General features: G+C 67.7%; 18 protein-coding genes. 2 read left to right on the top strand and 16 right to left on the bottom strand.

Annotated features, from left to right (window positions below):
- Window positions 1-50: 50 nt before the first annotated feature.
- A complete protein-coding gene (locus tag J2754_RS05730) occupies window positions 51-1814 on the top strand; it encodes a cbb3-type cytochrome c oxidase subunit I (protein ID WP_188878820.1) in 1764 nt (587 codons plus the stop codon).
- 225 nt (window positions 1815-2039) lie between these two features.
- Window positions 2040-2336: a DUF7520 family protein gene (locus tag J2754_RS05725; RefSeq protein WP_188878818.1), complete on the top strand. Its 297-nt coding sequence runs from the start codon at window positions 2040-2042 to the stop codon at window positions 2334-2336.
- A 6-nt stretch (window positions 2337-2342) separates the two neighbouring features.
- On the opposite strand, the gene J2754_RS05720 is transcribed toward J2754_RS05725, so the two are convergent.
- The 16 genes from J2754_RS05720 to purE form a co-directional block, all read right to left on the bottom strand.
- The gene (locus tag J2754_RS05720; RefSeq protein WP_188878816.1) at window positions 2343-3008 is read right to left on the bottom strand and encodes a haloacid dehalogenase type II; all 666 of its coding nucleotides are present in this window, start codon (window positions 3006-3008) and stop codon (window positions 2343-2345) included.
- 66 nt (window positions 3009-3074) lie between these two features.
- Window positions 3075-5078 (bottom strand): acetate--CoA ligase, encoded by a 2004-nt coding sequence (acs, locus tag J2754_RS05715; protein ID WP_211086912.1) that lies wholly within the window; start codon window positions 5076-5078, stop codon window positions 3075-3077.
- Between the two features lie 283 nt (window positions 5079-5361).
- The gene (locus tag J2754_RS05710) at window positions 5362-6168 is read right to left on the bottom strand and encodes a CBS domain-containing protein (protein ID WP_188878813.1); all 807 of its coding nucleotides are present in this window, start codon (window positions 6166-6168) and stop codon (window positions 5362-5364) included.
- Between the two features lie 88 nt (window positions 6169-6256).
- A complete protein-coding gene (locus tag J2754_RS05705; protein WP_188878811.1) occupies window positions 6257-7711 on the bottom strand; it encodes a DHH family phosphoesterase in 1455 nt (484 codons plus the stop codon).
- Between the two features lie 49 nt (window positions 7712-7760).
- Window positions 7761-9233, bottom strand: coding sequence for an NADH-quinone oxidoreductase subunit N (locus J2754_RS05700; RefSeq protein ID WP_211086911.1), 1473 nt, complete (start codon window positions 9231-9233; stop codon window positions 7761-7763).
- A complete protein-coding gene (locus tag J2754_RS05695; RefSeq protein WP_211086910.1) occupies window positions 9234-10751 on the bottom strand; it encodes a complex I subunit 4 family protein in 1518 nt (505 codons plus the stop codon).
- Between the two features lies 1 nt (window position 10752).
- Window positions 10753-12786 carry an NADH-quinone oxidoreductase subunit L gene (gene nuoL / locus J2754_RS05690; protein ID WP_211086909.1) on the bottom strand — a complete coding sequence of 678 codons (2034 nt, stop codon included), beginning with the start codon at window positions 12784-12786 and terminating at the stop codon, window positions 10753-10755.
- A gap of 1 nt (window position 12787) precedes the next feature.
- A complete protein-coding gene (nuoK, locus tag J2754_RS05685) occupies window positions 12788-13090 on the bottom strand; it encodes an NADH-quinone oxidoreductase subunit NuoK (protein ID WP_188878804.1) in 303 nt (100 codons plus the stop codon).
- A complete protein-coding gene (locus J2754_RS05680) occupies window positions 13090-13386 on the bottom strand; it encodes a hypothetical protein (RefSeq protein ID WP_188878802.1) in 297 nt (98 codons plus the stop codon). Before J2754_RS05680 ends, nuoK begins: the two co-directional genes overlap by 1 nt.
- Complete coding sequence (locus tag J2754_RS05675; protein ID WP_188878800.1) at window positions 13383-13658, bottom strand: NADH-quinone oxidoreductase subunit J; 276 nt, start codon at window positions 13656-13658, stop codon at window positions 13383-13385. The genes J2754_RS05680 and J2754_RS05675 overlap by 4 nt, the downstream gene beginning before the upstream one ends.
- Window positions 13655-14116, bottom strand: a complete 462-nt coding sequence (locus tag J2754_RS05670; RefSeq protein WP_188878799.1) for a NuoI/complex I 23 kDa subunit family protein — start codon at window positions 14114-14116, stop codon at window positions 13655-13657. Before J2754_RS05670 ends, J2754_RS05675 begins: the two co-directional genes overlap by 4 nt.
- Complete coding sequence (locus tag J2754_RS05665) at window positions 14113-15165, bottom strand: complex I subunit 1/NuoH family protein (RefSeq protein WP_188878798.1); 1053 nt, start codon at window positions 15163-15165, stop codon at window positions 14113-14115. Before J2754_RS05665 ends, J2754_RS05670 begins: the two co-directional genes overlap by 4 nt.
- Window positions 15165-16841 carry an NADH-quinone oxidoreductase subunit D gene (locus J2754_RS05660; RefSeq protein ID WP_245332907.1) on the bottom strand — a complete coding sequence of 559 codons (1677 nt, stop codon included), beginning with the start codon at window positions 16839-16841 and terminating at the stop codon, window positions 15165-15167. The genes J2754_RS05665 and J2754_RS05660 overlap by 1 nt, the downstream gene beginning before the upstream one ends.
- Window positions 16838-17542, bottom strand: coding sequence for an NADH-quinone oxidoreductase subunit B (locus tag J2754_RS05655; RefSeq protein WP_188872812.1), 705 nt, complete (start codon window positions 17540-17542; stop codon window positions 16838-16840). The genes J2754_RS05660 and J2754_RS05655 overlap by 4 nt, the downstream gene beginning before the upstream one ends.
- Window positions 17539-17934, bottom strand: coding sequence for an NADH-quinone oxidoreductase subunit A (locus tag J2754_RS05650; RefSeq protein WP_211086908.1), 396 nt, complete (start codon window positions 17932-17934; stop codon window positions 17539-17541). The genes J2754_RS05655 and J2754_RS05650 overlap by 4 nt, the downstream gene beginning before the upstream one ends.
- 95 nt (window positions 17935-18029) lie before the next feature.
- On the bottom strand, window positions 18030-18617 hold the full coding sequence (purE, locus tag J2754_RS05645; RefSeq protein WP_342590106.1) for a 5-(carboxyamino)imidazole ribonucleotide mutase: 588 nt from the start codon (window positions 18615-18617) through the stop codon (window positions 18030-18032).
- Window positions 18618-18649: the final 32 nt, after the last annotated feature.

The following is an 18649-nucleotide window of genomic DNA, read 5'->3' as shown; positions in this document are numbered from 1 at the left end:
CGACGGGCGAACCCGTACCTTTCTTTACCGTGGGACCCCCACTGCCGAACATGGCAGTCTCCCCCGAACTCGTATTCTCGGTGCTGATGGGGCTGCTGCTCCTGGTCGTGGCGGGGTGGCTGACCCGCCTCGAAGACTGGCAGGCGTACACGCCTGTCGGCGGGGGCGGCTACGGCGAAAGCACCGGGCACGGGCACGAAGAGAAACCGGCTGGACTGACTCGGTGGCTCACCACCGTTGACCACAAGGACCTCGGCATCCTCTACTCGCTCTTCGGCATCGTCGCGTTCGCCTGGGGCGGGATCACGGCGATGCTCATGCGCGTCGAGCTCACGACGCCGGGGATGGACTTCTTGGCCTCGTTCGGCGGGGTCGGGCTCTACAACGCCCTGCTCACCACGCACGGCATCACGATGCTGTTCCTGTTCGCCGCCCCGCTCATCTTCGGCTTCGCGAACTACATGGTGCCGCTGCTCGTCGACGCCGACGACATGGCGTTCCCGCGGATCAACGCCATCGCGTTCTGGATCCTCCCGTTCGCCACGATCCTGATGTGGGCGGGCTTCTTCCTGCCGCTCGTCGGAATCGACATCCAGGCCGCGAAGACGAGCTGGACGCTCTACACGCCCCTCTCCAGCACGATGCAGGGGACGGGCGTCGACGTCTTCCTCCTTGGGTTCCACCTCTCCGGGTTCTCGACGACGATGGGCGCGATCAACTTCATCGCCACCATCGTCGCCGAGCGCGACAGCGTGAACGTCCCGTGGAGCAAGCTCGACATCTTCAGCTGGACGATCCTCACGCAGGGTGGGCTCATCCTGTTCGCCTTCCCGATCCTGACCGCCGCGGTCACGATGCTGCTGCTCGATCGGAACTTCGGGACGATGTTCTTCGCCGGCGAAGGTGGGGGCGCGATGCTCTGGCAGCACCTCTTCTGGTTCTTCGGCCATCCGGAGGTGTACATCCTCGTCCTGCCGCCGATGGGGCTCGTTAGTCTCATCCTCCCGAAGTTCGCGGGCCGCAAGCTCTTCGGGTTCAAGTTCATCGTCTACTCGACGCTCGCCATCGGCATCCTCTCCTTCGGCGTGTGGGCGCACCACATGTTCACGACGGGGATGAACCCGCGACTCACCGCCTCGTTCATGGCGATCTCGTTGGCGATCGGGATACCCTCCGCGGTGAAGGTGTTCAACTGGATCACGACGCTGTGGAACGGGAAGCTGCGGATGACCGCACCGATGCTGTTCTCGGTCGGTTTCGTCCAGAACTTCATCATCGGCGGCGTCACCGGCGTCTTCCTCGCCGCCGTCCCGTTCGACCTCGTGATGCAGGACACCTACTACGTCGTCGGGCACTTCCACTTCATCGTCTTCGGCGCGATCGGCTTCGCGCTCTTCGCGGCGATGTACTACTGGTTCCCGATCATGACGGGTCGGATGTACGACCGGCGCCTCGCGCTCTGGCACTTCTGGCTTTCCATCATCGGCGGGAACGTCACGTTCATCGCCATGCTGATCCTCGGCTACGGCGGGATGCCCCGCCGGTACGCGACGTACCTGCCGAAGTTCATGACCTGGCACGCCGTCGCCACCGTCGGTGCGTTCATCATGACGTTCGGCGTGGTCGCCTTCGTCTGGAACATCTGGCAGTCGGCGCTGTACGGTAAGCGAGTCGACTCCGGCGACCCGTGGAACCTCAAGCAGTCCGATCAGTTCAGCAACGAGTGGAAGTGGTACGAGGGGAAGCGACAGACGATGCTCGCCGACGGCGGTGAGGAAGACGCGGACGACGCCGAGCGGAACGCGGCCGACTGACGGACGCGCGACTCGCCGTTTCGATTCCGGTCTCGGCTTCGGTCTTCAGTTCTCGAGTTCGACGTCGACTCGTCGTTCGTTACGTGATGACGACGAGGAACGTGGCGACCATCATCGCGGTGGCGACGCCGTACAGCGTGAGCAGCAGTTTCTCCTTCTCTTCCATACGGGGACGAACGGTCGGCGACGGCAAAGGCTAATCGCCTCCGGGACCGATGACGGGGTGTGAGTACGCTCGCGTCTATCGCCGGTCGTCGCGTCGTCTTCCTCATTGCCGCTGTCGCGGTAGTCGTCTCTGCGCTCTTCGGCTACATCCTCGGCTACGTCGTACAGCCGAACGCCCTCGACGGCACCGTCGGCTCGCTCGGGCCGATCACGTTCGCGCTGACGCCGCTGAACCTCGCGATCTACGGTGCGGTGATGGTCGGGCTGTCGTTCGGCGTGGTGTTGGCGCTCGTCGCGTACGCCTCCCGGTACGACGACGCGACGCCGGCGGACGCGGAGCCGAACGAGGAGGGATAACGGCGATCAGAGCACGTCGGCGAGCGCGACGAGGTCCTCGACGACCACGTCGGCGTCCCCGCCGACGCGCTCCGCGGGGTCGTTGTCGCGGTTCACCCACGCCGTCGCCATGCCGGCGGCGCTCGCGCCCGCGACGTCCCAGCCGTTCGAGGACACGAGCCGACAGGCGGGGAGCGGGCGATCGAGTTCGCTCGCGACGTGTTCGTACACCGCGGGGTCGGGTTTGAGCGCGCCGGCGTCGTCCGCACTCACGAGCCCGTCCACGCGCGCGTCGATCCCCGCGTTCGCCGCGAGCCGATCGAGCATCGCCGGCGTACCGTTCGAGAAGACGACGGCGTCGCGTTCGTCGGTGAGCCTATCGAGGGCGTCGAGCACGTCGGGATACGGATCGAGATCGTCGTACGCGGAGAGGAGGGCGTCCGTCGCGGCGACGTCGAGTCCGTAGTAGTCGAGGGCGTACCCGAGCGCGTCGCGCGTCACGACGTCGAACGGCTCGTAGCGATCCATCGCCCCACGGTGATACGCGTACTCGATCTGTTTCGAACGCCAGAGCGCGTCGACGTCCGCGGCGAGTCCGCCCGGAATATCGAGTTCGCGCTCAATCGCGTCCGCGACGCTGGAGACGTCGCAGAGCGTGCCGTACATGTCGAAACAGAGCGCCTCGTCGGCCATACTCAGAACAGTTGGACGGCCGGCTCCCTAAACCGTGTGGCCCGGACGGGGGCCGTGATCGCCGCGTCAGTCGTCGGACTTCGAGCGGATGTCGTCGACGATACCGGGGTTCTGAAGCGTCGAGGTGTCGCCCAGCTCCTCGTCGTTGGCGATGTCCTCGAGGAGGCGGCGCATGATCTTCCCGGATCGGGTCTTCGGGAGCTCGGGCGTGAAGACGACCTCCTCGGGGCGTGCGATGGGACCGATGGCGTCCTCGACGCCCTCGACGATGGCGGCGCGCATCTCGTCGTTTCCTTCGTAGCCGTCTTCGAGGATGACGTAGGCGTAGACCGCTTCGCCCTTCAAGTCGTGGTCGCCGCCGACGACGGCGGCCTCGGCGACGCCGTCGACGCCGACGATCGCGGACTCGATCTCCATGGTCCCGAGTCGGTGCCCGGAGACGTTGATCACGTCGTCGACGCGGCCGAGGACGGTGATGTAGTCCTCGTCGTCGACCTTCGCGCCGTCCTCGGGGAAGTAGACCCAGTCCTCGGGGTCGTCAGAGTCGGTGTCGGAGTACTCCGCCCAATACTCGTCGATGAACCGCTCGTCGTTCTTGTAGAGCGTGCGCAGCATCCCGGGCCACGGCTTCTGGACGGTCAGATAGCCGGCGCGGCCGGGCTCGACTTCCTCGGCGTTCGTGTCGACGATCTCGACGTCGAGGCCAGGGAGCGCGGGACCGGCGCTCCCGGGCTTCATGTCGTTAACGCCGGGGAGCGTCGTCACCATGTGACCGCCGGTCTCCGTCTGCCACCACGTGTCGACTACCGGGCACTCCTCGCCGCCGATGTGCTTGTAGTACCACTTCCACGCGCGGGGGTTGATCGGTTCGCCGACCGTCCCGAGCAACCGCAGCGAGGAGAGGTCGTTGTTCGCGGGGTATTCCGCGCCCCACTTCATGAACGATCGGATGGCGGTGGGGGCGGTGTAGAGTTGGTCGGCTTCGTACTCCTCGATGATCTGCCAGAGGCGCTCGCGCGTCGGGTAGTCCGGCGTCCCCTCGTACATCATCGACGTCGTCCCGAGGGCGAGGGGGCCGTAGACGATGTAGGAGTGGCCGGTGATCCACCCGATGTCCGCCGAGCAGAAGTAGGTGTCCTCGGGTTTGACGTCGAGGACGGCCTGCGAGGTCCACGCCGTCCACGCGAGATAGCCCGCCGTCGTGTGTTTCACCCCCTTCGGTTGGCCGGTGGTCCCGGAGGTGTACATGAGGAAGAGCATGTCCTCCGCGTCGCGCGCGACCGGCTCGACCGTCGCGCCGGCGTGGTCGGCCACGAGGTCGGCGTAGTCGTGCTGATCGGCGGCGAGGTCGTGGCCGAAGTCGTCGCCGTTCGGGCCGAGGCGATCGACCACGACCGTCTCGACGTCGTGATCGACGTCCGCGAGCCCCTCGTTGGTCTTGTCGAGGTGATCGAGGGGGTCGCCGCGCCGGTAGTAGCCGTCGCAGGTGACGAGGTACTCGGAGTCGGCGGCGTTCATCCGCGTGGCGAGCGCCTCGGCCGAGAAGCCGGCGAAGACGACCGAGTGGGGCGCGCCGATACGCGCGCAGGCGAGCATGGCGATGGGAAGTTGCGGGATCATCGGCATGTAGAGGGTGACGACGTCGTCCTCGCCGACCCCGAGATCGCGGAGAGCGGCGGCGGCCTCGTTGACCTCCCGGTGGAGCTCCTCGTAGGTGATCGAGCGATTGTCCTCCTCGACGGGCTCGCCGATCCATTCGAGGGCGGCCTCGTCGGCGCGCTCGGGCAAGTGTCGGTCGATACAGTTGTAGGAGGCGTTCAGCGTTCCGCCGGTGAACCACTCGTAGAACGGCGGGTTCGAGTCGTCGAGCACCTGATCGTAGTCGTCGTCCCACGAGAGGAGGTCCGCGGCGCCCTCCCAGCACTCGGGCCAGTTCTCCTCGAACTCCTCGTAGATTCCCGCGTCCGTGACGTTGGCCTGCTCGACGAACGATTCCGGCGGCTCGAAGACGCCCTGATCGGCCAGTCGTGCTTCGAGCTCCACGTCGTCCGCGGGATCCTCGTCAGCCATAGTTCGTGTGTACGATGAACTAATCTGAGTATAAAACTTACCAAAGGATCGTGAGGGTTTATAGGCCGTTTCGCGTCGCGGCTCGGGGAGCAGAAATGTATGATTATGGAGTGGCTGGAGACGGGCATACGCCCGCGGCCGCGGACCGACGGGGCTGAAGCTGTCGACGAGCATAGCGCGATCGACGTCCGTCCTCCGAGAAGAGACCGTCCCCCGCCGGGTGCGATGTGCACTGGACCGCGTCGTCGACAGACCGTAACTCGGCTCTCGACGCCCGCCGAAGTTACTGGAAGCGTTCGGTCGTCTCGACGAGCGGGTGGCGCGCGTAGTCGACGACGTTCACGTCCTCGACCGACTCCAAGCCCTCCTCGCTGGCCGTGCGCGCCATCCCGAGATCGACGCGCGTGCCGAGGACGATGACGTACGCGTCCATCGTCTCGACGTCCATCGTGTGTGCGGCCATCGCGCGGTGGTGGCCGTCCGCGAGCAGGAGGTCGCCGCCGTTATCGATGACGACGAGGGGTTCCGTGAGGCCGTGCTCGATCTCGTAGCGTCGCCCCTCCAGTTCGTCGGCGTACACTTTCCCCTGCGTCGGCACGAGGTCCGCGATCGCCACCTCGCGGCGCTCCTCGCTCGCGTCTACGTCGTGGATCGTCTCCAGCGTTCGCAGGAGCTTCCCGACCTTCTCGGGGGTCGCGCGTTCGATCTGGGAGCGGATGACGTCGGCGTTCGAGATGATGCCGACGAGCGTTCCCGCGTCGTCTACCACCGGGAGCTTCTGGATGCCCGAGCGGAGGATGACGCGCGCCGCGTCGTTGACGTCCATCTCCGGGTGCGCGACGAGCAGGTCGTCGGACATCACGCGGAACATCGGCGTGACGTCGTCGGCGAGGAGCAGATCGCGCGCCGTGACGAACCCCTCGACCTTCCGTCCCTGCGTCACCGGGAAGCCGTTGTGGCCGTCGCTCTCGACGATACGTCGCGAGACGTCGGCGACGGTGTCCTCCGGCGCGACGGTAGCGACGTCCCGCGTCATGTAATCTCGGACCCGTGGTTTCCCACCGGCGTCGACGTCGAGCGGTTCGTCCATCGTGTCGGTTCGATGCGGTCGACGGACAAAAACGCGTTGCCACATCGAGACCCCCGGCCGACCTCCGGCCCGTCGGCGTCGCCCGACGCTACTCCGCGGTCGCGTCGCCCACCGGCGCCAGCCCGTCCCCGCTCGCCGCGTCGCGCACCGCCTCGAAGAACCGCGGCGTGATCGCGCCCTCGAGCACCGACGCCAGCGTCTCCCCCTCGTCCTCCTGAACGGCGTCGAAGACGCCGAGCGGGAGCTGTGCGCCCGCCATGTCGGTGTGCCCGCCCGCGCTCCCGACGCCGTCGAACGCGACGCGGAGCACCTCACCGAGATCCACGTCGTTGCCCCGCCCGCGCGCCGAGGCGTAGATCGTCCCGTCCATGAAGCCGTAGACGAACGTGATCGTCACCCCCTGGATGGCGAGCAGGCGGTCGGCGGCCTGTGCGATCGCGTCCCGATCGGAGATCGCACCGACGCAGGACGTGAGCACGTCGCCTTCGACCTCGCGGTTCCGGATGCCGCGCGCGACGACCTCGAAGGTGTCCGCGCTGATCGACGGGCTCTCGATCCGCTCCAGGACGTCGACGGCCGCGTGGGGGAGGAGGGCGGCCGCCGCCGAGAAGTCCTGCTGTGTGATCTCGCGCTTGAAGTCCTTCGTGTCGATCCGGATGCCGTAGAGGAGCGCCGTCGACAGCGCCTCGGTGTACTCGATGCCGAACCAGTCGAGGTACTGCGTCATGATCGTGCTCGTCGCACCGATATCCTCGCGGATGTCCGCGAACGGCGCCGTCACGTCGCCCTTCGGCGGGTGGTGGTCGATCACGATGTCGACCGCGGTCTCGGGGTCGAGCTGGTCGTTCACACCGGGCGCCGAGTGATCGACGAGCGCGACCGCGTCGAAGTCGTGTGCCTCGTCCGGGTCGAGGCGCGTGAGATCGAGTTCGAGGAGATTGACGAACGCGCGGTTCTCCTGGTGGCTGATGTCACCGAAATAGCACGGTTCGGCGTCGATCCCGAGCGCTTCCGCGATCCGACAGAGCGCGATCGCGGCCGCGATCGCGTCCGGATCGGGATTGTCGTGAGCGAGCACCGTCAGTCGCCCGTCCACGGATTCGAGCGTCTCCCGGAGGTGACGCGCTCGGGCGTCCGTCCCGCGCTCGACGCCCGCCTCGACGTGGTCGACGACGGCGCCACCCGCCGAACACACCCGATCCGCGGCCGCCCCCAGCCGCGTCCGGTCATCGGCGGTCGCGCCGGTGCCGGTGTACGCGACGAGGTAGGCGTCGGGGAACGCCGTCGCCGCCGCCTCGGCCGCGCGGGCGTTCATCGCGGCGTCGTCGCTCGCGACGAAGACGACGTCGGGACCGTCCCCGTGTTCGAGGAGCGCGCCGGGGTCGGTGACGTCGGCCGTCTCCGCGGCGACCTTCTCGTTCCGTAGCGACTCGATGCGGCTCTCGTCGGGGTCGAGAACGAGCAGGTCGCCGGGGCGCTCGCGGATCGCTTCCAGGACGGTGTGCGCGACCGTCCCGCTGCCGAGCACCAGACGGGATACCATCTGCCCTAGCTCTGTGCCGACGGGCAGTAAAGCCTGCCGTCTCCGTCGCTTACGCGCTCACGAGCGCGCGTGCCGCCGCGTCCGCCCACGAGAAGACGAGGTCGGGGGCGACGAGGAGCACGACGGTGACGACGGTGGCGACGACGACGGCGGCGTAGATGCCCGTCGGGCGCTCGCGGGCGACGCCGGTCTCGTCGGGGGCGTCGACCCAGACGGCCTTGACGAGCCGACTGTAGTAGAACAGCGAGAGCGCGCTGTTGACGATCCCGACGGCGGCGAGCCACCAGAGACCGGACTGGACGGCGCCGAGGAAGAGCGCGTATTTCGTCCAGAAGCCACCGCCGACCGGGAGGCCGGCGAGGCCGAAGAGCAGGACGGCGAGCGCCGCCGAGGCGACCGGCGCGGAGCGCCCGAGACCGGCGTAGTCCTCGAAGGTGCGCCCGACGCCCCAGCGCTCGGCGAGCGCGACGACGAGGAACGCGCCGGTGTTCGTGAAGCCGTAGACGAACAGGTGAGCGAAGCTCGCCCCGACGACCGCGATGTCGCTCGACGCCGGCCCGGAGAGGGCCGCGAGACCGATGAGCGCGTAGCCCGCGTGCCCGATGCTGGAGTACGCGAGCATCCGCTTGACGTTCGTCTGCGTCGCCGCCGCGACGTTGCCGAGCGTCATCGTGAGGACGGCGAGCACGGCGAAGACGAGCGTCCACGGGATGCCGAGCGCCTCGAAGGCCGCGAGCGGGAAGGCGAGCAGGAAGACGCGGAACGCGAGCACGAAGCCGGCGGCCTTCGACGCCGACGAGAGGAACGCGCTGATCGGCGCGGGCGCCCCCTCGTAGGCCTCGGGGGCCCAGAAGTGGAAGGGCACGCTCGCGGTCTTGAACGCGAAGCCGCCGATCAGCATGACGACGCCGGCACCGAGCACGGTGACGTGTGCGTTCCCCTGTACGGCCGCCGCGAGCGCCTCGAAACCGAAGACGCCCGTCGCGGCATAGACGAGGCTGATCCCGTAGACGAGGATCCCCGAGGAGAGCGCGCCGACGACGAAGTACTTCAGCCCCGCCTCGGCGCTCCCCGCATTGCGCTTGAGGAACGCGACGAGCGCGTACGCCGGGAGGCTGACGAGTTCGAGCGCGAGGAACGCCGTAACGAGCGAGTTCGCGGCCGCCATGACGCTCATCCCGGCGGTGGCGAACAGGACGAGCGCGTAGTAGGCCGACTGATTGGGTTCGTCGCGGACGTAGTCGTAGCTCGCGGCGGCGACGAGCGCCGCGACACAGCCGAAGACGGCCGTGAAGAACGACGTCGAGGCGTCGACGGCGAGCGCGCCGTCGAAGAGCGTCGTCCGCCCCGTCCCGCCCGCGAAGAGCCACGCGGCGACGCCGGCGCTCACCACGCCCGCGAGCGCCGTGACGCCGGCGAGCAGGCCGTTCTTCCGCGACGTCGGCGCGAACGCGTCGACGACGAGGACGAGCAGTGCGGCGAGACCGAGGACGTACTGCGGGGTGAGTGCGGGAAGCGCCATTTAGAGACCACCTCCGAAGACCGCGACGAACGCACCGACAGCGTCCTGAATCGCCCCCATCAGCGTCCCGGGGGCGACCCCGAGGTAGATCGAGAGGAGGACGAGGGCGACCGCGGGCGCGAGGTCGCGCCGCGAACGCGGCGTGACCGTCGTCGGCGCCTCGAACGGACCCATGAGGACGCCCTGGAGGAGCCGCAGGAGGTAGCCGGCGACGACGACGATCCCGAACATCGCGGCCGCGGTGACGAGCTGCGCGTGCGGGTACGGCGCGGCGAACGAGCCCGTGAAGACGAAGAATTCGCCGGCGAAACCGGACATGAGCGGGAGGCCCATGTAGCCGAACGCGCCGGCGACGAGCACCGTCGCCGTCACCGGAAGCCGATCGGCGAGCCCGCTCAGCTTGTTGATCATGCGTGTGCCCGTCGCGTCCTCGACGTAGCCGACGGCGAGGAAGAGCACGCTCACGAGCAGGCCGTGGCTCACCATCTGGAACGTCGCGCCGGCGAGCCCGTAGTTCGTCGCGGCGACGCTTCCGAGGAGCACGAAGCCCATCGACGGGATCGACGTGTAGGCGACGAGCCGCTTGGCGTCGCGCTGTGCGAGCGCCGCGAGCGAGCCGTAGAGGACGGTGAGCACGGCGACGAGCGCGAGCGGGAGCGCCCACTGCCGGATCAGGTCTGGGAACATCGTGACGTTGAACCGCAACAGCGAGTACGTCCCCATCTTCGTGACGACGCCCGCGAGCAGCACGGTAACGGGCGTCGGAGCCTCCGTGTACGCGTCCGGGAGCCACGTGTGGAACGGGACGAACGCGCTCTTGACGGCGAAGCCGAAGAAGAGCGCGAGGAACGCGACACCGGTAAGCGTGCTCGCAGAGAGGCCGAACGCACCCGTGACCGCGCCCGATCGGACCGCCTCGGCGACGGCCGCGAGGCCGAAGCTCTCGACGGGCGTCGCCACGACGAGCATGACGAAGCCGACGAACAGCACGAGGCTCGCCACGTTCGTGTAGACGAAGAACTTGATCGCGGCGTAGCGCCGCCGCGGCCCGCCGTACACCGCGACGAGCAGATACATCGGCACGAGGACGAACTCCCAGAAGACGAACCAGAGGAAGAAGTCGAGCGCCGAGAAGACGCCGATCAGGCTCGCCTCCGTGAACAGGAGGAGCGCGTAGAACAGCGAGCGCCGCTCCCCGATCTCGCCCCGCGCCGCGACGATGGCGACCGTCGTCAGCACGGCGGTGAGCACGACGAGCGGGAGGCTGATGCCGTCGAGACCGACGTGCCAGTCGATGGCGTAGCCGCCGATGTCGACCCACGGGACGACCGTCTCGAAGGCGGGCGTTCCGCCGAGCAGCGCGTTCTCCGTCCCGTCGAACGCGGTGTAGGCGTAGAAAATCCCGACGAGCGGGACGAGACTGAGCACGGCCGCGAGGCGACCGGCGTACCGTGCCGGTGCGAGGAGGACGGCGAACGCGGCGACGAACGTGACGGCGAGTAGGGCTTCTACGAGCATGTCAGAACCACCCCCCGAGGAGGAGGACGATGAGGAGCAAGACGACGAGGCCGAAGACGAGCTGGGTCGTGTACGTCGTCACGACGCCGGTCTGGACGCGCCGCAGGCGATCGGACGCGACGAGGCTCGTCGAGGAGACGCCGTTCACGACGCCGTCGACGACGCTCGCGTCGAAGACGTCCACCGCGTTGGCGAGCGGTTCGGTGACGCCCGTCGCGAGCCACGTCTGGAACTCGTCTTGGTAGTAGTTGTTGTACAGGACCGTCTTCGCCGGACCGAGGGCGTCCGTCTTCTCGACGGGCTCGGGGACGTTGTACCACGTCCACGCGAGCGCGACGCCCGTGAGCGCGAAGACGAGCGACACGACGGCGGAGACGACGGGGCTGACGGTCGCACCGTGGAACCCCGCGACGTCGACGACGAGCTCATGATAGTGCTCGGCCGTCGCACCGGCGAGACCCGGTAGCGGCCCGTTCAGCCAGCGTTCGAGGAACAGCAGGCGTTCACCGACGACGCCCTTCAGCGGGTCGACGTTGACGAGCCCGACGACCGCGGCGAGGACGCCGAGGATCGCCACCGGAACGCGCATGTTCGCCGAGGCCGCGTCGGCGTCGCGCGCCGTCTCGGAACGCGGTTCGCCGTGGAAGGTGAGGAACACCATCCGGAAGGTGTAGAACCCCGTGAACGCGACGGCGACGAGCCCCATGAGGTACGCGAACAGCACGAGCGGCTGGCCGCCGAGACCGACGGTGAGCGCGTGATGGAGCACGGCGTCCTTCGACCAGAACCCCGCGAACGGCACGATGCCGGCGAGCGCGAGCGACCCGGAGAGGAACGCCCAGTAGACCGTCGGCATCCGATCCTTGAGCCCGCCCATCTTCCACATGTCCTCGTCGTGGTGCATGGCGATGATGACCGCGCCGGCGCCGAGGAACAAGAGCGCCTTGAACGTCGCGTGGGTCAGCAGGTGGAAGACGCCCGCGACGTAGCCGCCGGAGCCGAGGCCGAGCATGATATACCCGTATTGACTGATCGTCGAGTAAGCGAGCACCTGCTTGATCTCGCGCTTCACGAGCGCCATCGTCGCGGCGAACAGCGCCGTGAACCCGCCCACGAGGGCGATGACGGTGAGGGCCGTCGGCGTGAGCGCGTAGAAGCCGTACAGCCGGGCGACGAGGTAGACGCCCGCGGCGACCATCGTCGCGGCGTGGATGAGCGCAGAGACCGGCGTCGGGCCCTCCATCGCGTCGGGAAGCCACGTCTGGAGCGGGAACTGCGCGGACTTCCCGATCACGCCGCCGAGGATCAGGAGGCCGAGGATCGTGAACCACGTCGCGGGATCGACGCCGAACGTGTTCACGCTCGCCTCGCCTTCGAGGGCTGCGTGCGCGAGCGCCGGGAAGGACGCGTCGCCCGCGAACGCGGCCGTTCCGAACGTCCCGAGGACGCCGACGAGGCCGACGAGCAGGAAGTAGTCGCCGAAGCGCGTCACGAGGAACGCCTTCTTCGCGGCCGAGGCCGGGCCGGGCTCGCGGAACCAGTGGCCGATGAGCCACCACGAGCAGAAGCCGACGAGCTCGAAGAAGACGAAGGCCTGCAGGAGGTTCGACGCGAGCGCGAACGCGAGCATGCTCGCCGTGAACAGTCCGAGGCCGGCGTAGTACCGCGCGAGCCCGGTCTCGCCCTCGTCGTTCATGTAGCCGAGGCTGAAGACGTGGACGAGCAGGGAGACCCCGGAGACGGCGACGACCATCAGCGCCGACAGCGGATCGAGGAGGAGCCCGAACGTCAGCGCGAACGAGTCGTTCGCGGCCGGGACCCACGTCCAGACCTGCGAGACCGTCGCTCCGCCCGCGCCTACCGTGAGGAACGCCCACACGGAGAGCACGAGCGAGATCGCGGTCGCGGCGATCCCGGGAAGCGCGCCGCCCTTCGGAAGGGCGCGGGGCGCGTAGTGGCCGACGAGGAGCGCGACGAGGAACGCCGCGAACGGCACCAGTGGAATCGCGGTGACGGCTGCGGTTACGTCCGCCATCTTACCACCTCATACTCGTCGGATTCGTGATGTCGATGTCTTTGAACTTCCGGTACGCGACGAGGACGATCCCGACGCCGACGGCGACTTCCGCGGCGGCGAGGGCCATCGTGAACAGGCTGAAGACCTGCCCGCTGATCGTCCCGTAGTGCGCGCTCGACGCGACGAAGACGACGTTCGCGGCGTTGAGCATGAGCTCGACGCTCATGAGGTAGACGAGCGCGTTCCGGCGCGCGAGGACGCCGAAGACGCCGATGCAGAACATCGCCGCCGAGAACAGCAGGTAGTATTCGAGGGGGACCATCAGCGCTCACCTCCGTCCCTGCGCGCGAGCGTGATCGCGGCGACGACGGCCGCGACGAGCACGACGTCGACGATCTCGAACGCCGCGAGGAAGCCGTTCGAGAGGAGCGGCGTCTCCCCGGCGAGGCCGATGAGCGCGTAGCCGATCCCCTCGGTCATCGGGGCGTCCGCGGGGAACCACGCGGCGCTCCCGAAGTCGGCGGCGAGGAACGCGCCGGCGAGCACGACGAAGAGGGCGAGCGCACCCACACCGCGAGCGAGGTTCGCGTCCGTCGCCAGCTCGGGGCGAGACGTCATGCGACCACCTCCTCGTTCTCCTCGTCGCCCGCGTCGTCGGTGAGCATGACGGCGAACGCCAGCAGGACGAGCACGCCGCCGACGTAGACGAGCACCTGCATCGCGGCGACGAACGCCGCCTCGAGCATCACGTAGTGGACCGCGACGCTCAACAGCGCGCCGCCCAGCGAGAGCGCGGCGTGCCACGCGTGCTTCGAGAGGACGACGCCGGCGCTGAAGCCGAGCGTCACGAGCGCGAACGCCGCGAACGCCGCGAGTTCGAGCGTGCTCACTGGTAGTCGACCTCCCCGTCGCCCTCACCGACCCACGCGCCGCGATCCGGTTCGCGCGACGCGAGGGGGTCGATGTCCTTGTACCACGGGACGTTCCCGAGCTGTTCTTTGTTGTAGACGAGATCGTGTTTCGTGTCGCCCGTGAACTCGAAGTTCTCCGTGAGGAGGATGGCGTCCACTGGGCAGACCTCCTCGCAGAGCCGGCAGTAGATGCACTGCGCGACGTGGAGGTTGTACTGTTCGCCCTGCCGTTTGTCGTCGGTGACGATCTGGATGGTGTCGTTCGGACACACCTTCTCGCACTGGCGACACCAGATACAGCGCTCCTGGCTGAACTTGTGGATGCCGCGGAACCGCGGGGAGACGTCGGGGGCCTCCTCGGGGTACTCGACGGTGAACGTCTTGCCGTCCAGTGCGTGTTTCATCGTCGTCGCCATCGACTTGAGGAGTCCGATCATGCTATCACTCCCACGATGATGGCCGTGAGCACCAGGTTCGCGAAGGAGAGGACGAGGAGTCCTTTCCAGCCGATCTCGAGCATCTGGTCGATGCGGACGCGCGGGACGGCCGCGCGACACCACTGCGTGAAGAGGAAGACCGCCCAGATCTTCACGCCGAACCAGACGATGCCGAGCCACGCCGGGCCGGGCCCGGCGGGGCCGCCGAGGAACAGCGTCGTGAGCACCGCGGCGCTGAGGAAGATGTGGAGGAACTCGCCGAGGAAGAAGAGGACGAAGTAGATGCTTGAGTACTCGGTGATGTACCCGCCGACGATCTCGGTCGGCGCCTCGCCGATGTCGAAGGGGTTGCGCCCGACCTCCGCGAGGCTCGCCACGAGGAACAGCGCGAGCGCGAAGGGGTTGAGGAAACCGTACCACGCCGGGATGGCGATTGGGCCGAGCGAGACGAGCGTGCCCTGTTGGGCCGCGACGATGTCGCTCAGCCGCAGCGTCCCGGCGAGCAACACGACCGAGGCGGCCGTGATGACGAGGGGGATCTCGTAGGCGATGCTCTCCGCGACCGAGCGCATCGAGCCGAGCAGGGAGTACTTGTTCCCGGAGGCGTACCCGCCGACGACCATGCCGACGCTGGCGATGCTGGAGACGGCGAAGACGTAGACGAGGCCGATCTCCGGGTCCGCGAGCTGGAGGCCGCTCCCCATCGGGATGACGGCGAACCCGAGCAGCGCGGACAGCGGGAGGACGGCCGGCGCGATGTCGAACGCCGGCCGGTCCGCGCCGTCGGGGATGATGAGCTCCTTCGACATCAGCCGGACCGCGTCGGCGGCGATCGTGAAGATCCCCGCCGGACCGTTACGATTGATGGCGATCCGATCGGTGAACATCGCGGTGATCTTCCGTTTCGCCCACGGGCCCGCGAGCGCGGACGTCGTCAGCATGACCGTGACGACGACACCGGAGACGACGGCGGCGAGGACGATCTGCAGCCAGAGCGGCGCCGTCGCGTAGCCGAGCCACTCGGCGATCGAAACCGGCGTCGTCGCCATCAGCGGTCCACCTCACCGAGGATGATGTCGAGGCTCCCGAGCGTGGCGACGAGGTCCGGAACGTACTCGCCGCGCGCCATCTCCGGGAGCGCCTGGAGGTTGCTGAAACAGGGGCTCCGGATCTTGAAGCGCGCGGGCTTGTCCGTTCCGTCAGAGCGGATGTAGATGCCGAGTTCGCCCTTCGCGCCCTCGACGGCGCGGTAGACCTCGGCGTCGGGTTCGGGGTTGAGCGTCCGCGGGACGTTCGCCTGGATCTCGCGCTCGTCCTCCGGCCACTCCTCTAGGAGATCGACGCACTGCTGGATGATGCGCGCGGACTGCTCGACCTCGCGCATCCGGACGAGCAGGCGCGAGTAGTTGTCGCCGCCGTCGTCCGTGATCACGTCCCAGTCGAGGTGTTCGTAATACCCGTAGGGGTCGTCGCGCCGGAGGTCGTAGTCGATCCCGGAGGCGCGTGCGACGGGACCCGTGACGCCGTACTGCTTTGCGGTCTCGGCGTCGAGGACCCCCGTCCCGACCGTCCGGAGCTGGAAGAGTTCGTTCTCCGTGATGAGGTCGTGGTACTCGTCGACGCGGCTCGGGAGTTCAGTGAGGAACTCCCGGACCATCTCGAAGAACTCCTCGCGGGGTTCGGGGAGGTCCCAGACGACGCCTCCCAGACGGAGGTAGTTGAACATCATCCGCTGGCCCGTGAGCTCCTCGAGGATGTTCTGAACGACCTCCCGGTCCCGCATCGCGTACATGAAGATGGCGGTGAAGTCGCCGTAGATGTCGAGGCAGAACGTCCCGAGCGCCAGCAGGTGAGCGGCGATCCGACAGAGCTCGGCGCTCATCGTGCGGACGACCTGCGCGTACTCGGGGACCTCGATGTCGTTTAAGTCCTCGGCGACGCGCGCGTACGCCCACTCGTTTAGGATGCCGGCGGAGCCGTAGTCCCAGCGGTCGGGGTAGGGCATGATCTGGTGGCGATACGTGCCAGATTGGGCCATCTGCTCCTCGCAGCGATGCAGGTAGCCGATGTCGGGTTCGACGTCGAGGACGGTCTCGCCGTCGAGGACGGTCTCGAGGTGGAGGACGCCGTGCGTCGCCGGGTGGTGGGGGCCGATGTTGACGAGCATCGTGTCGGACTCCCGGTGGTCGTCGGCGAGCGGATTGACGTTCTCCTCGAACTCGACGATCTGGGGTTTGTCCTGGTTGTAGTCGCGCCCGAGCGGGTGGCCCTGCCACGTCTCCGGGAGGAGGATGCGACGGAGGTCGGGGTGCTCATCGTAGTCGATCCCCACCAGATCGTACGCCTCGCGCTCGTGCCAGTCGGCGGTTCGGAAGACCGGCTCCGCGCTCTGACTCACCGGGTCGTCCCGGGGCGTCGGCACGACGACGCTCACCTCCTGCGTCGGGTCGTCGTACTTCTTCAGGTGGTAGATCGACTCGAAGCGGTCGTGGTACTCCTGCGCGGAGACGTTCGAGAGGTGATCGAAGCCCGCCTCGACCTTGAGCGTCGAGAGGGCGTCCTGCACGCGGTCGGCGCGGACGACGAACGCCTCGGCGTTGAGGTGGCTCTCGCGGCGCACGACGGCGTCACCGAGCAGCGCCTCGAGCGCGTCGTAATCCACGGCGCCGACCGGCTCGGTCGCCTCCGGCTCGGCGTCCTCCGCCGGCTCTTCAGTCTTGCTCATGGCGAATCGGCCCAATTGTACCGCATGACGAGGGTCTCCTCGTCGATGTCGTCGGCGAGCTTCTCCACGAGTTCGTCCTTCTCGAGGTCGCCGAACTGTTCGAGTTCGTACGGCTTCACCGTCACGGGCGACGTCTCGCCGTTCTTGACGCGCTCTTGGAGTTTGGCGATGCCGTAGACGAGCGCCTCGGGGCGGGGCGGACAGCCCGGGATGTGGATGTCGACCGGGATGACCTCCTCGGCGCCCTTCACGACGTTGTACCCCTGCTGGAAGGGACCACCGGAGGTCGAACAGCTGCCCATGTTCACGACGAACTTCGGCTCGGGCATCTGATCGTAGACGCGCTTCATCCGCGGGGCGAACTTGGAGACGATCGTTCCGGGGACGATCATCACGTCCGCCTGGCGCGGCGACGCGCGCGGGACGCCGGAGCCGAAGCGGTCGAGGTCGTGTTTGACCGCGTACGTGTGCATCATCTCGATGCTACAACACGCGATCCCGAACTGGAGCATGAACATCGAGGAGCCCCGGACCCAGTCCATGAACGCGTCGAACTTCGTGAGGACGAACGGCGTCGAGCCGAAGGCCTCACGCAGGGTCGAGTTGAACCGCGAGTCGACCTCGGACATGCGGTCCTCGCGGGTCTTCGTCTGCGGTGCGGTCGTGTCGATGATGTCGTCGCGGGGGTGATCGCTACTCATGTGTTGAACTCCGTGTTTGCGCTCGACACCCAGCGGATGACGCCGGTGCGCCACGCCCAACCGAGCCCGACTACGAGGACGGCGATGAAGACCAGCATCGGGGCGAGCGCCGACCCGAGGCCGGCGGCGCCGACGGCGTCCTGATAGACGACGGTCCACGGGAAGATCAGGACGGTCTCGATGTCGAAGACGACGAAGAGGAGCGCGACCATGTAGTACTGGATGTTGAAGTTGAGCCGCGTTCCGCCCGTCGGGACCTCACCGCTCTCGTAGACGGTTTCCTTCCCTTTCTCCGGCACGCTCGGCCGCAGCAGCCTCGACGTGCTCACCATCACGGCGGGTATCGAGGCGGCGACGACGGCGAACACGCCGACGGCGATCCATTCGTTCATCGTTCCGTATCACGCCGGACTTCACCCCCCACGCGTATAAGCGTTGATTCTTTACGATACTGCCGAAACCCGATAATACGTGCCTTTCAGACTCTCTAATCGAATTTCTCGGTGCCGAGTTCGTGCAGGCGACGCGAGACGTCCGCGACGCCGTCGCGCCGGTCGTCGTGGAGGGCGACGAGTCGATCGCGCAGCTCGTCGTGTTCCCGTGACAATACTTGTGCGGCGGAGAGCGCGGCGTTGTAGGACTTCCCCGCGTCGACGGCCGTGAGGGGTGCGCCGGTCGGCATGCCGATGACGGAGTCGACGGACTTCTCCTGCACCGGCACGCCGATGACCGGGACCGGGAACGCGATCGAGGCCGTCATGTTCGGGAGGTCCGCGGACTTCCCGCCCGCGCCCGCGATGATCACGTCTAGGCCGCGCGCCTCGGCCGTTTCCGCGTACGCGTACAGCAGGTCGGGCGTCCGGTGTGCGGAGACGACGTACGACTCGAAGGTGAATCGTTCCTCGGGCGGGTCGTCGTAGTCCGTCACCTCGGCGAACCCCAACGCCGTGAGCGCCTCGGACGCGCCGCGCATCGCCGGGAGGTCGGAGTCGCTCCCCATCACGATTCCCACGTCGGGCGTCCGCTCGCGCTCGCGCTCGGCCTCCTCGTAGAACTCCTCGCAGAGCTGGGCCACCGCGTCCGTCTCGTCGTGGTCAGTCGTCGTCA

The organism is Halarchaeum nitratireducens (genome assembly GCF_017874695.1).
Taxonomy (GTDB): domain Archaea; phylum Halobacteriota; class Halobacteria; order Halobacteriales; family Halobacteriaceae; genus Halarchaeum; species Halarchaeum nitratireducens.
The sequence above is the reverse complement of the archived record's forward strand: the minus strand, read 5'-3'. Positions and strand labels throughout refer to the sequence as shown.

Bases quoted from the DNA above. Each gene is read 5' to 3' on its own strand.
- J2754_RS05655 (WP_188872812.1), bottom strand. From the start codon at position 17,542: ATGAGTAGCGATCACCCCCGCGACGACATCATCGACACGACCGCACCG.
- J2754_RS05700 (WP_211086911.1), bottom strand. From the start codon at position 9,233: ATGGCGCTTCCCGCACTCACCCCGCAGTACGTCCTCGGTCTCGCCGCA.
- J2754_RS05680 (WP_188878802.1), bottom strand. From the start codon at position 13,386: ATGACGTCTCGCCCCGAGCTGGCGACGGACGCGAACCTCGCTCGCGGT.
- acs (WP_211086912.1), bottom strand. From the start codon at position 5,078: ATGGCTGACGAGGATCCCGCGGACGACGTGGAGCTCGAAGCACGACTG.
- J2754_RS05730 (WP_188878820.1), top strand. From the start codon at position 51: ATGGCAGTCTCCCCCGAACTCGTATTCTCGGTGCTGATGGGGCTGCTG.
- J2754_RS05720 (WP_188878816.1), bottom strand. From the start codon at position 3,008: ATGGCCGACGAGGCGCTCTGTTTCGACATGTACGGCACGCTCTGCGAC.
- J2754_RS05650 (WP_211086908.1), bottom strand. From the start codon at position 17,934: ATGAACGAATGGATCGCCGTCGGCGTGTTCGCCGTCGTCGCCGCCTCG.
- J2754_RS05705 (WP_188878811.1), bottom strand. From the start codon at position 7,711: ATGGTATCCCGTCTGGTGCTCGGCAGCGGGACGGTCGCGCACACCGTC.
- J2754_RS05665 (WP_188878798.1), bottom strand. From the start codon at position 15,165: ATGGCGACGACGCCGGTTTCGATCGCCGAGTGGCTCGGCTACGCGACG.
- J2754_RS05710 (WP_188878813.1), bottom strand. From the start codon at position 6,168: ATGGACGAACCGCTCGACGTCGACGCCGGTGGGAAACCACGGGTCCGA.
- J2754_RS05695 (WP_211086910.1), bottom strand. From the start codon at position 10,751: ATGCTCGTAGAAGCCCTACTCGCCGTCACGTTCGTCGCCGCGTTCGCC.
- J2754_RS05660 (WP_245332907.1), bottom strand. From the start codon at position 16,841: ATGAGCAAGACTGAAGAGCCGGCGGAGGACGCCGAGCCGGAGGCGACC.
- nuoK (WP_188878804.1), bottom strand. From the start codon at position 13,090: ATGGTCCCCCTCGAATACTACCTGCTGTTCTCGGCGGCGATGTTCTGC.
- nuoL (WP_211086909.1), bottom strand. From the start codon at position 12,786: ATGGCGGACGTAACCGCAGCCGTCACCGCGATTCCACTGGTGCCGTTC.
- J2754_RS05670 (WP_188878799.1), bottom strand. From the start codon at position 14,116: ATGATCGGACTCCTCAAGTCGATGGCGACGACGATGAAACACGCACTG.